Origin of the sequence: Nisaea sp. (genome assembly GCF_017640745.1) — a bacterium.
Taxonomy (GTDB): domain Bacteria; phylum Pseudomonadota; class Alphaproteobacteria; order Thalassobaculales; family Thalassobaculaceae; genus Nisaea.
In genome coordinates this window covers 23,750-36,180 of sequence record NZ_JAEPQA010000008.1, presented here as the reverse complement: position 1 = coordinate 36,180, position 12,431 = coordinate 23,750, and the positions used below count along the sequence as shown (strand labels likewise).

The 12,431-nt window shown below is 66.5% G+C and carries 9 protein-coding genes; 4 read left to right on the top strand and 5 right to left on the bottom strand.

Annotated features, from left to right (window positions below; all coding sequences use genetic code 11):
- Window positions 1–176 precede the first annotated feature (176 nt).
- From JJ959_RS07645 to JJ959_RS07635, 3 genes are all read left to right on the top strand, one after another.
- The gene (locus JJ959_RS07645; RefSeq protein WP_292881669.1) at window positions 177–1,598 is read left to right on the top strand and encodes a M20 family metallopeptidase; all 1,422 of its coding nucleotides are present in this window, start codon (window positions 177–179) and stop codon (window positions 1,596–1,598) included.
- 131 nt (window positions 1,599–1,729) lie between these two features.
- On the top strand, window positions 1,730–2,854 hold the full coding sequence (locus tag JJ959_RS07640) for an efflux RND transporter periplasmic adaptor subunit (RefSeq protein ID WP_292881665.1): 1,125 nt from the start codon (window positions 1,730–1,732) through the stop codon (window positions 2,852–2,854).
- Window positions 2,851–5,991 (top strand): efflux RND transporter permease subunit, encoded by a 3,141-nt coding sequence (locus JJ959_RS07635; protein WP_292881663.1) that lies wholly within the window; start codon window positions 2,851–2,853, stop codon window positions 5,989–5,991. Before JJ959_RS07640 ends, JJ959_RS07635 begins: the two co-directional genes overlap by 4 nt.
- A 6-nt stretch (window positions 5,992–5,997) precedes the next feature.
- Here JJ959_RS07635 and JJ959_RS07630 read toward each other — a convergent pair whose 3' ends face one another.
- The 4 genes from JJ959_RS07630 to JJ959_RS07615 all read right to left on the bottom strand — a co-directional run bounded on the left by JJ959_RS07630 (window position 5,998) and on the right by JJ959_RS07615 (window position 10,205).
- Window positions 5,998–7,014 carry a hydroxyacid dehydrogenase gene (locus JJ959_RS07630; protein WP_292881662.1) on the bottom strand — a complete coding sequence of 339 codons (1,017 nt, stop codon included), beginning with the start codon at window positions 7,012–7,014 and terminating at the stop codon, window positions 5,998–6,000.
- 82 nt (window positions 7,015–7,096) lie between these two features.
- Window positions 7,097–8,533 carry an inorganic phosphate transporter gene (locus JJ959_RS07625; protein WP_292881661.1) on the bottom strand — a complete coding sequence of 479 codons (1,437 nt, stop codon included), beginning with the start codon at window positions 8,531–8,533 and terminating at the stop codon, window positions 7,097–7,099.
- 110 nt (window positions 8,534–8,643) lie between these two features.
- Window positions 8,644–9,564 carry a sugar kinase gene (locus JJ959_RS07620; protein ID WP_292881659.1) on the bottom strand — a complete coding sequence of 307 codons (921 nt, stop codon included), beginning with the start codon at window positions 9,562–9,564 and terminating at the stop codon, window positions 8,644–8,646.
- On the bottom strand, window positions 9,561–10,205 hold the full coding sequence (locus JJ959_RS07615; RefSeq protein ID WP_292881657.1) for a bifunctional 4-hydroxy-2-oxoglutarate aldolase/2-dehydro-3-deoxy-phosphogluconate aldolase: 645 nt from the start codon (window positions 10,203–10,205) through the stop codon (window positions 9,561–9,563). The genes JJ959_RS07620 and JJ959_RS07615 overlap by 4 nt, the downstream gene beginning before the upstream one ends.
- 110 nt (window positions 10,206–10,315) lie before the next feature.
- Here JJ959_RS07615 and JJ959_RS07610 point away from each other — a divergent pair, with 110 nt between their 5' ends.
- Window positions 10,316–11,074: a phytanoyl-CoA dioxygenase family protein gene (locus JJ959_RS07610; RefSeq protein WP_292881655.1), complete on the top strand. Its 759-nt coding sequence runs from the start codon at window positions 10,316–10,318 to the stop codon at window positions 11,072–11,074.
- 3 nt (window positions 11,075–11,077) lie between these two features.
- On the opposite strand, the gene JJ959_RS07605 is transcribed toward JJ959_RS07610, so the two are convergent.
- Window positions 11,078–12,427, bottom strand: a complete 1,350-nt coding sequence (locus JJ959_RS07605) for an adenylosuccinate lyase family protein (RefSeq protein ID WP_292881653.1) — start codon at window positions 12,425–12,427, stop codon at window positions 11,078–11,080.
- Window positions 12,428–12,431 lie beyond the last annotated feature (4 nt).

The window sequence follows — 12,431 nt, the reverse complement described above, 5'->3', positions numbered from 1 at the left end:
GTGTAAAATTAGCGCGCCCGGGGAACGACGCTCTTCCCGGCCGGGACGGACCCGTTGCGCTTGACCGCCCATATCGCCGGGCGCATCGTTTCCGCCCTTCCTACTCACCCCGCGCGGCCTCCGTGTTCCCGCCTTTTCCGCGCCGGTCAGAAAATGCGTCCAGGAGAGAGAGCGCCATGTCGAATGCCGAACTGATCTGGGATCTTGTCGACGAGCACCGCGAGGATTTCATCGGCCTGTCGGACCGGATCTGGGGCATGCCCGAGATCGCCTATACCGAATACCGCTCCGTCGAGGAGCACCGGAAGATGCTGGAGCAGTACGGCTTCCGCGTGACGGAGAACGTCGGTGGCATCCCCACGGCGGTGATGGGCGAGGCGGGCGAGGGCGGTCCGGTGATCGCCGTGCTCGGCGAGTACGATGCGCTGCCCGGCCTCAGCCAGGTCGCCAATATCGCCGAGCCTAAAGAGGTCGAGCCCGGCGGGCATGGCCACGGTTGCGGCCACAATCTGCTCGGTTCCGCCGCTTTGCTCGCCGCCGCCGGCCTGAAGGACTGGCTGGAGAAGACTGGCACCCCCGGCCGCGTGCGCTATTACGGCTGTCCGGCGGAAGAGGGTGGGGCGGCGAAGGGCTTCATGGTCCGCGCCGGCGCCTTCGACGATGTTGATGCGGCGGTCACCTGGCACCCGGCCGGTGTCACCCGTGTCGGGCTCGCCAACTCGCTCGCCAACACGCGGATCGACTTCTCCTTCCACGGCCGTTCCAGCCACGCTTCCAGCGCGCCGCATCTCGGCCGCAGCGCGCTCGACGCGGTGGAGCTGATGAATATCGGCGTCAACTACATGCGCGAGCACATGCCGTCCGACGCGCGCATCCACTACGCGATGCTCGACGGCGGCGGCGTCGCGCCGAACGTGGTGCAGGGTTTCGCCAAGGTGCGCCACGCCGTACGGGCGCGCGATCTTGCCGGCATGCGGGAACTGGTCGAGCGGGTGAAGAAGGTCGCCGAAGGCGCGGCTTTGATGACCGAGACCAAGATGACCTGGAAAATCGTCAGCGCGGTCTCGAACATGCTCGCCAACGCGCCGCTCGAGAAGGCGCTCTACGAGAACATGCAGCGCCTGGGGCCGGTGCCGTTCGACGCCGAGGACCGGAAATACGCGGCCGAGATCCAGGCGACCCTGACCGAACAGGACATCGCCAACGAATACCGCAAGGCCGGGGTCGAGGAGCGCGAGAACACGCCGCTCTGCGACTTCATCGTGCCGCTCGAGGTCAAGGGCGTCTCCATGCCGGGGTCGACCGACGTGTCGGACGTCAGCTGGGTGGTGCCGACGATCGAGGCGCGGGTCGCGACCCAGGCGATCGGCACGCCGGGTCATTCCTGGCAGATGACGGCGCAGGGCATGGCGCCGGCGGCGCACAAGGGAATGATTTATGCGGCCAAGGTCATGGCGGGCACCGCCGTCGACCTGCTGCGCGACGCGGAGCTGATGGCAGCGGCCAAGGCGGATCACGCCGCGAAGACCGCGAAGACGCCGTATCGTTGCCCGATCCCGGACGATGTCCAGCCGCCGATCCAGCCGCGCCCGGCGTAACGATCGCGCAGGTTTCGGCGCCCCGAAGGTTTTCCACGAATATTTTTTCGTCCGATAGACTTTAAACCGCGACGGATTACACTCTTTCAAACGTTTCCACTCTTAGCGGAAGTTTGTGCGGGGCCGTGCCGATGAGTATCTGGCGTCAATTGCTTGTGGTGGTCTTTGCCGCCGTCCTGCTGGTCGGCGGATGGACTTATCTCGGGCCGTATTTCGGTTTGACGAACGAGGCGGGCGAGGCGTCCTCCGGCAATAAGCGGGAGCAGGCCGCGGCCGTCGTGGTGGCGGATGTTGAATTCGTGAAGGAGCGCCTGCGGACCGAGGCGGTGGGCACGGCCCGCGCCTATCAGTCGGCGCGACTCCACACGGTGGCCAACGGACGCGTCACCGCGACCGCGCTCAAGACCGACGGCGAGGTTTCCAAGGGGCAGGTGCTGCTCGAGCTTGAGCGCAAGAGCGAAACCCTGGCGGTCGAGCTGGCGCGGGTCCGGCTCGAGGCGGCCCAGCGGGTCGCGGAACGCTTAAGCAAGCTGCGCGGCAGCGGCGCCTCGACACAGGCCGCACTCGACGATGCGATCACTGCGCTCGACGCGGCGAAGATCGATCTGGAGCAGGCCGAGATCGCGCTGCAGGACCGCTTCCTGCTCGCGCCTTTCTCGGGACGGATCGGCATGACCGATATCGAGATCGGCGACCGGGTCGATACCAACACGGAAATCGCCGTGCTCGACGACCGCTCGACGCTCCTGGTCCGCTTCGAAGTGCCGGAGGGGCTGCTCGGCAGGCTCAAGGTCGGCGATCCGGTCAGGCTCGCGCTATGGACCGGCGACACCGCGCCGATCGAAGGCGGCGTGATCTACGATATCGGCAGCCGGATCGACGAGGAGACCCGGACCTTCGTGGTCCGCGCCCGCATTCCCAACCCGGATGACAGTCTCCGGCCCGGCATGAGCTTCCGCGTGACGCTGGATGTCGAGGGGCAGACCCGTGCCAGCATTCCCGAAGTCGCGATCCAGTGGGGCGGCGACGGGTCCTTCGTCTGGGCCGTCTCCGACGGAACCGCCCGGCGCCTGCCGGTCTCGATCGTGCAGCGGCAGGGCGCGACAGTCCTCGTAGATGCGGGCTTCTCCGAAGGCGATAAAGTCGTGACCCAGGGGCTGCACCGTATGCGTCAGGGCACCAAGGTCGAGATCCTTCCCGATAACGGCCCGGACCGAGCTCCGGTCAAGGCGCACAAGGACGCGACCACATCATGATTCCCGGCGGCGGCGGTTCCGAGAACGATCTCCCGTCTCTCAGTGTCCGGCGTCCGTGGCTGGCGCTGGTGCTGAACCTGCTGATCGCGCTTGCCGGCGTCGCCGCCATTCTGGCGGTCGAGGTGCGCGAGCTGCCGAACGTGGACCGGCCGATCGTCTCGGTGCGGGGCATCCTCGACGGCGCCTCCCCGGAGACCATGGACAGCGAGGTGACCAGCCTCGTCGAGGGCGCGGTCGCCCGGGTCAACGGGGTGCAGCGCATCCGCTCCTCCAGCGAGGAGAACAATTTCCGCCTGCATGCCGAATTCAGCCCCTCCGCCGATCTCGACGTCGCGGCCTCTGACGTGCGCGAGGCGGTCAGCCGGGTACAGCGGGAACTGCCGGAGAATGTCGAGCAGCTGACGGTGATCAAGGCCGATGCGGATGCCAGCCCGATCATGCAGCTCGCGGTCTCCGGACATGGTCTGAGGGATGACGATCTGACCCGGATCGTCGAGAACGACGTGATTCCGGAACTGATCTCGATCGACGGCGTGGCCGACGTGAACCTCTACGGCGAACGCGCGCGGCTGCTGCGCGTGGTGCTCGATCCGATGCGTCTGAGCGCCTTCGCGCTCTCCATCGCCGATGTCATCGGGGCGCTGGAGAACGCGCCCTTCGACATTCCGGCCGGCAGCTTCGCATCGCTCGACCAGGAATTGCTGGTACGCGCCAACGCAACGGTGGAATCGGCGAAGGAGGTCGAGGATATCATCATCCGCGGTGCCGTCCGTGTCGGCGACGTGGCGCAGGTCTTCTTTGGACCGGAAGATCCGGAGAGCCTCGTCCGCGTCAATGGTGAGGAGACGATCGGTCTCGGCATCGTGCGGCAGGCGCAGTCCAACACGATCGAGATCTCGAAGGCCGTCCACAAGGCGGTCGCCGCCCTCAACAAGCGCTTCGATACGATCGAGGTGATGGTCACCTCCGACGATGCGCTGTTCATCGAAGGCTCGGTCTCTGAGGTCCTGTTCACCCTGCTGCTGGCGGTGCTCATCGTGATCGTCACGCTCTGGGTCTTTCTCGGGTCGCCGGCGGCGACCCTGGTGCCTTGCATCGCCATTCCGGTGGCGCTGATCGGTTCCGTCGCGGCGATCTGGGCCTTCGGCTTCTCGATCAACATCCTGACTCTGCTCGCCCTCGTCCTTGCGACCGGCCTGATCGTCGACGACAGCATCGTCGTGCTGGAGAACATCCAGCGACGGCGGGCCCAGGGGCTCGGCGGCCGTGCTGCGGCGGTGCTCGGCACCCGCCAGGTGTTCTTCGCCGTCGTCGCGACCACCGCGACCCTGATTTCCGTCTTCGTGCCGATTTCCTTTCTGCCCAGTACGGCGGGGCGGCTGTTCCGCGAATTCGGTTTCGTGCTCGCCATCGCGGTACTGATCTCGTCCTTCGTCGCCCTCACCCTCGTGCCCGCTCTTTCGGCCCGGCTTGCCGCGAGAGGGGAGGACAGGCTCGGGCTGCGCACCTTCATGGGACGGATCGGTGACATGTTGGCGCGGCTCTACGGGGCCACGCTCAGGGCGACCCTGTCCGTTCCGGTCATCGTCATCGCGGTGTCTCTCGGGATCGCCGCCGGTGCATGGTTCACCTTCAAGGCGCTCGACCAGGAACTGCTGCCCTCCGAAGACCGGGGCCGGATCTACATCATGGGCACCGGTCCGGACGGTGTCGGCCTCGAATACAGCAACAAGCAGGCCGACCTGATGGAGGCGGTGCTGCAGCCTTATGTCGAGAGCGGCGAAATCACCTCGGTCTACACTGTTGTCGGACGCTGGGACCTGAACCGGGTCTATATCTCTGCCCCGCTCGCGCCGTGGGAAGAGCGCACGCGCTCGCAGCAGGAAATCATGTCGGAGATCCGGCGCAAACTGAACCAGATCCCCGGCATGCGGATGCGGGTCTACAGCCCGAACAGCCTCAACCTGCGGTCCGCCGGCGGCGGTGTCGAGGTCGCACTGGTCGGCAACGACTATCTGCGCCTCTTCGAGGTTTCGAAACAGCTGGCGCGGGCGATCGAGGACCGCCTGCCGAACCTGTCCGATGTCCGGATCTCCTACCAGCCGACCCAGCCGCAGCTCTCCGTCAATATCGACCGGCGTCGGGCCTCGGACCTCGGGGTCAATCTCGACGATCTGGCCGATGTGCTGCAGGTCAATATCGACGGGCTCGAAGTCGCCGACCTGAACGTGCGCGACGAGACGATCCCGATCCGGCTGGAGGCGATCGGCGGGGCGATCAACGATCCGACCGACCTGATCAATCTCTATGTCCGCACCGACAGGGGAAAGCTGATCCCGATCTCCAGCCTCGTCACCCTGAAGGAAGAGGGCGTCGCGGCGGAACTCGACCGTCATGTCCAGCGCCGTGCGGTGGAGATCGACGCGGACCTGAAGCCGGGCATGGCACTTGGCGACGCCGTCCGCGATATAGAAGCGCTCGCCGACGAGATCCTGCCCGGCGACGTCAGCCTGATCCTGCTCGGCGAGGCGGAAGCGCTGGAGGAGACCAGCCACGAGGTCGCGATCACCTACGGCATCGCGATCATCGTTGTCTTCCTCGTCCTGATCGCCCAGTTCGAGAGCGTGACCAGCGCCGCCATCGTGGTGCTGACCGTTCCCTTCGGAATCGCTGCCGCGATCTATGCCCTGCTGCTGACAGGCACCTCGGTAAATATCTACAGCCAGATCGGTCTCGTGATGATGATCGGGCTGATGGCGAAGAACGGCATTCTCATGGTCGAGTTCGCCGACCAGCTGCGCGATCGCGGTTTCTCCGTCCGGCAGGCGGCGGAGCGCGCCGCACTGGTCCGCCTGCGTCCGATCGCCATGACCATGGTCTCGACCGTCCTCGGCGGCCTGCCGTTGATCCTCAGCTCCGGTCCCGGCGCCGAGGCGCGAAGCGCGATCGGCTGGGTTGTGTTTGGCGGTCTGGGCCTGGCGGCGGTCTTCACGCTCTATCTGACGCCGGTTCTCTATGTCGTGCTTGCCCGGCTCTCCTCCGCCCGGGCGGATGCGGCCGGCAAGCTGGAGAAGGAAATGTCCGAAGCGAAACACATCCCGGACATCGCCGAGGCCGAGGAGCAGCCCGCCGAATAGTTGGGGTCAGCCGCCGGAGAGCAGTCTCATGGCGCGCTGTTTCGCCGGCTCCCAGGCTTCCGGGTTCACGATGTCTTCCGGGCGCTCTCCGGAGAGTGCCTGGAGCATCTTGGTCGCCACCGCCATGGCGCTGCCGGACATGAAGCTCTGTGTCAGCCCGCCGACATGCGGAGAGAGCAGAAGATTGTCCAGCGCAAGCAGCGGATTGTCCGAACCGACCGGCTCGACCTCGTAGACATCCAGCGCAGCGGCGCGGATCCAGCCCTCGGTCAGTGCCTTCAGGAGGGCGTCCTGGGAGACGATCTTGCCACGCGCTGTGTTCACGAGGCAGGCATGCGGCTGCATCTGCCGGATCGTCGTCTCGTTGAACATGTGCCGGGTCTCGTCGTTGAGTTCGGCATGGACCGAGACATAGTCGGCACGCGACAGCACCTCTTCCAGCGTCGGGCAGAGCGTGGCGCCGACGCTGGCGGCATGCTCCTCCGACACATAGGGGTCGTAGGCCAGCACCGTCATGTTGAAGGCGGCAGCGCATTTCCTGGCCATCTCGGTGCCGATCTGTCCGAGCCCGACGATCCCGAGCACGCCGTCCTGCAGGTCCCGGATCGTGTTGTGCTTCTGCAGTCGCTCCTGCCAGCCTTTCCCCGCACGCATCATCGCATCGTGCTCCCGTCCGTGCCGCGAGAGGCCGAGCAGCATGAAGAGCGCGTGCTCCGAGACAGGGACCTTGCCGAAGCCCGGATTGTTGCAGACCACCACGCCGCGCCGGGTCGCCGCTTCGACATCGACTGCATCTGTGCCGCGTCCGGAGGTATGGATGATGACCAGGTCCTCGGCAGCGTCGATAACCTCGGCGTCGGTAAGGTTCGGATAGCGCGGGCTGATCGCCTGCGCGGTCCGCGCGGCTTCGAGCAGCTCCGCCCGTTCCGGCTTCGGCAGCACCGTCAGGTCCGCGCGCGACGCGAGATGCGCCTCTCCATCGGGGTGGTAGAGGTGGCCGATCAGAAGGACTTTGGGCAGCATGGTCTGGGAACTCCGGGACGCGCGGCAGGAAGGACTGCAGACATGATCGACAGAAACGCCCGTCCCGGCAAGGTGCGGGCGGTCAGAGAACGTGAACAATCAGCCAGTAGAGCAGACCTGAAATCATAGCTGATGCGGGGAAGGTTATGGTCCAGGCGACGACGATGCGCAGGGCGTCGCCGCGGCGGATCAGGCGCCTCGGCCGTTTCGGTTCCGCATTCTCCTTGATCTCCTGCTCCTTGCGGGCGCGGAACTCGCGGTAGAAACCGATGCCGAAGATCGCGCCGACAGCGATCTGGGTGGTGCTGACGGGCAGGCCGATCCAGGAGGCGGCGGTTACTGTCGCCGCCGTCGCCATGGCGACGGCGTAGGCGCGAACCGGGTTGATCTTGGTGATGCGTGTCGCGACCATCCGGACCATGCCGCCGCCGAAAAGCGTCAGACCGGCCGCGAGCCCGAGCGCGCCGAGCAGGAAGACCCAGAACGGAATGTCCGGTGCAAGGTCTAGGTCCGCGGTCGCCTGGACATGCAGGATCGCGGTGACCGGCCCGGCGATATTGGCGATGTCGTTGGCGCCGTGGGCGAAGGCGAGGAAGCCGCCGGCGGCGATGAGCGGCACGCGGAACAGCTTGCGTACGGTCTGGGCGCGGTTCGCGAGCCCCATCGACGCGCGGCGGATATAGGGGCCGGCCAGAACCAGAGTGCCGACAAAGGCCGCAAGGACCGTGGTCGCCAGAACGGGCGTGGTCGGGTGCCAGACATTCACCAGCCCCTTGTTTATGAGGAAGAACGAAAACAGCGCGGCCATCGCCGCGACGAGGATCGGGATCCAGGTCCGCGCGGCGCGGACCTTGTTCTGGACGTCCAGCAGTTCGCGCTGAAGGAAAGCCAGGATGGCGATCGCGGCGAGCGCGCTCGTCACCGGCGAGACGAACCAGCCGAGCGTGATGGCGGCAATCTCGCCCCAGGCGATGGCGCTGGCGCCGAGCGCGAAGAGTCCGACGCCGACGATGCCGCCGATGACCGCATGGGTGGTGGAAATCGGCGCCCGGATGAAATTCGCCGCATTGACCCAGAGCGCTGCGCCGGCGAGCGCCGCTGCCATGCCGTACACGAAGCCGACCGGATCGCGCACCTGTTCCGGGTCGACGATCCGGAAGGCGATGCGGCCGACGATATGGTCACCGGCGAAAAGGGCGCCGGCGATCTCGGCTCCGGCCGCGAGCAGCAACGCGGTGCCGAGGGGCAGGGCGCGCGCGCCAACCAGCGGCGCGACGGAATTGGCGACGTCGTTGGCGCCGATATTGGCCGCCATGTATCCGCCAAGCAGCGCGACGGCGGCGGCGAGGACAGCGTCTTCAGGCGTTCCGTTCAGATAGCCGAGTAGGGCCGCGACGCAGGCCAGCGCGAGCGAGACCAGGAAAAGCTGGACCGGCGGGAGAACGGGCGGGTGACGTGGGCCGCCGAGAAGCAGCGTCCGTCCGGGAGGCGCTTCGGGCGCTGTGCTGTCGCTTTGCATGCCTATGATCCGTGATGCGTATCGATCAACAAACGCAAAGCGGGCGTGATCGGATCAGAGTGTAGCGGAAGCGGACCCGCGCCGTGTAGACCTAATCGTCTATACAAGTTTCAGTGCTGGTCGAGCAGGGCCTCGACCTTCTCGCGCCGCGGCATCGGCTCGACGGCGCCATATCCCTGGGTTGCGAGCGCCGCCGCTGCGTTGGCGTAGAGCGCTGCGCGGAAAGGATCGCCGGTGCTTAGGTACTCCGCGAGGAAGCTGCCGTCGAAGGTATCGCCCGCGCCGGTCGCGTCTCTCGCCGCGACCGGGCGTCCCGGGATCCGCTGCCGCTCGTCTGCCGTGGCGACGAGACAGCCTTCGGCGCCGAGCGTCAGCGCGACGATCCCGGCACCGAGCTCGAGATAGAAATCCGCGATCGCATCGGGATCGTTCCGGCCGGTCAGGGCCTCCGCGTCATCGAGCCCCGGCAGGGCGATGTCAGCCTCGGCCATCGCCGCGTGGATCACCGCGCGGGCGCGGCCCAGCGGCCAGAGCTTCAGGCGCAGGTTGGGGTCGAAGGAGACTTTCGCGCCGGCGTCTTTCGCCAGTGCGATGGCGGCGAAGACGGTGTCGGCGGCGCTCGCGGAGATCGCCTGGCTTATTCCAGACATGTGCAGGATCTTCGCCCTGCGGATCATCTCGCGTGGCAGGAAATCCGGAGTCATGCGGCTGGCCGCGGAACCGGCGCGGAAATAGCTGAACTGGTGCCCTGCGGGGCCGTGGGTGACGAAATAGATCCCGGTATGCCCATCCTCGGTGAGTTCGACGCCGCGCATGTCGATGCCTTCGTCCTGCCAGAGTTGCCGGAAGCTCTCGCCGAAGGGATCGCGCCCGATGCGAGTGAGATAGCCGACCGAAGCACCCTGCCGGGCCGCCGCGATGGCTGCGTTCGAGGTGTCGCCGCCGTGGCCGGCGAGATAGCGTCCGTCCGGCTGCTGGTTGAATTCCAGCATCGGCTCGCCGAGGCAGAGCAGGTCCGGATAGGAGCTCATGAGGCGACCGCGGCGAAAGCGCGGGCGACGGCGTCGCGGATCGGGGCGGGATCGTTCGCCTTCAGGGCCGCGATCGAGACCAGCTCGCCGCCCATGCCGAGGCAGAGCGCACCTGCCTCGAGATAGGATTTCGCGGTTTCGGGAGAGACGCCGCCGGTAGGCATGAGGGGGATCTCCGGATAGACCGATTTCACCGCCTTCAGGAAGCCGGGCCCTCCGCATTCCCTGGCCGGAAAGATCTTCACCACCGTTGCCCCTTCTGCCCAGCGTGCCTCGACCTCGCTCGGCGTGGCAGCGCCGGGCAGATAGGGAATGCCGAACGCCTTGGCGGCTTCGGAGACCCCGGCGGCGGCGCCCGGCGAAACCAGGAAAGCGGCACCGGCATCGGCCGCCGCTTTCGCCTGTTCCGCCGTGCGCACCGTGCCGGCACCGATCAGGGCGTTCGGCGCGGTGCGGGCGAAGGTCTCGATCACGCGGTGCGCATCTGGCGTCGTGAAGGTCAGCTCCAGCGTCTGCATGCCCGCGTCCAGCAGCCATTCGCAGGCGCGGATCGCGAGATCTGCGGTCGGTGTCCGGATCACCGGCACCACCTTCAAGGCTGCGAGGCGCGTCCGGAGCGCTTCGCCACGATCAATCGTCATTGTTTAAGTTCCCCCACTCGAACCCTGCAGACTCTCCACCATTCCGCGCGCCGGGACAAGCATGGCGGCGCGCGCTAAGCTGCGGAAAAAAGGTATCAGGGGAGGATGCCATGCTGACCGCGGATCAGGTCGACCGTTACCACGAGGATGGCTATGTCATCCCGGATTTCCGGCTCTCGCCGGACAAGCTGGAGCGGATCAAGCAGCTTCACAGCGCCTTGCTGGAACGCCATCCGGAATTCAGGGACTACTGCAACGCTCTGCTGGATTACGAGCCGGCCTTCCGGGAGTTCGCCGAGGATCCGGAGATCCTCGACATGATCTCTCAGGTCATCGGTCCCGACATCGCGCTCTGGAACATGAGCTTCTTCGCCAAGCCGGCCCATGGCGGCAAGCGTACGCCCTGGCACCAGGACGGTGAATACTGGCCGATCCGCCCGCTCGCGACCTGCACGGTCTGGCTCGCGGTGGATGCGGCGACGCCGGAGAACGGCTGCCTTAAATTCATCCGCGGCTCGCACAAGGACCAGCGGCTGAAGGCGCACAACCGGACCGACGCGACGGACGTCACGCTGAACCAGGAACTCGATCCCTCGACCTATGACGAGGCCGAAGCGGTCGATCTGGTGCTGGAGCCCGGGCAGATCTCGCTGCACGATGTTTATCTGCTGCACGGCTCGGAGGCGAACCATTCCGACAAGCCGCGGCGCGGCATGACCATGCGCTTCATGCCGACGACGAGCCTGTTCGACCGAGATCTCGCGAAAGAGAAGGCGGAGGCGCAGAAGATCCGCGACCAGTCGAAACAGAAGGTGTTCCTGATGCGCGGTTCCGACCGGACCGGCCGGAACCTGTTCGAGAACGCCTGAGCCTCAGCCGCGCCGTTTCAGCAGCAGGCGGCGCACCATTTCCGGCGCCTCGCCGAGGTAGTTCTCCGGCTTCGTCAGCGCCTCGACCGTGCCGCGGTCGAGCGTATCGGAGATCGCCTTCTCCTCCATCAGTGCGTCGAGGAACATCGCCTCTCCGGCGAGCGCCTTGCGACAGCAATCGTAGACCACGTCGTGGGCGACCTGTCGGCCGATATGCGGGGCGAGGCCCATCATCACAGCTTCGGCGACAATCAGGCCCTTGGTGGTGTCGAGCACCTTGCGCATGGCGTCCGGGCGCACTTCGAGGCCTTCGAGTACTTCCGCCGCCGCGGCGAGTCCGCCGGAGGCGACGATGAAGGCGGTCGGCAGGGCGTGCCACTCGACATGCCACTGGCCCGTCGCGCGCTCATGATCCTGCACCATCGCATCGAGCATGGCGCTGTGCTGCTCGCGTACGATCTTGGAGGAGGCGAGCATCATCTCCGAGGAGATCGGGTTGCGTTTCTGCGGCATGGTCGAGGAGGCGCCGCGCCCGGCGACGAAGGGCTCCAGCACCTCGCCCGTTTCCGTCTGCATCATCAGCATGATGTCGTAGCCGATCTTGCCGATGATGCCGGTGACGAGCGCGAGGAAGCCGGTGACCTCGGCGAGGCCGTCGCGGATCGTGTGCCAGGTGATGTCCGGCACGCCGAGGCCGAGCTCCTCTGCCAGCGCCGCCTGGGTCGCCAGTCCGTTGCCGGAGAGCGAGGCGAGGGTCCCGGCGGCGCCGGAGAACTGCACCACCTCGACCCGGGGACGCAGCTCCTTCAGCCGTTGCAGGTGGCGGTCGATGGCGGAGAGCCAGGTCGCCGCCTTGAAGCCGAAGCTGACGGGCAGCGCATGCTGCAGGTGGGTGCGCCCGGCCATCGGGGTTTCCGCATGGGCCTCGGCGAGTTTCGCCAGCGCGGTCGCGATCCGCTCCAGGAACTCCTCGACGATGTCGAGCCCGGCACGGACCTGCAGCACGTCGGCAGTGTCCATGATGTCCTGCGTTGTCGCGCCCCAGTGGCAATACTGCCCGAGCCCGTCCGGCGCCCAGTTCGAGAGCTGTTCGACCAGCGGCAGGATCGGGTAGCCGACGATCTGGGTGCGGGAGGAGAGCCGTTCCATGTCGATCCTGTCGACATCCGCGGCTTCCGTGATCGCCTGCGCGGCCTTTTCCGGGATCAGGCCAAGTTTCGCCTGTGCCCGCGCCAGAGCGGTCTCGACGTCGAGATAGAGGCCGAGAATGGTGCTGTCGGCGAAGAGGCCGCGCATGTCGGCGGTGCCGAACATGTCTCCGTAGATGGCGGATTTCACGACGATCGAGGACATGGGA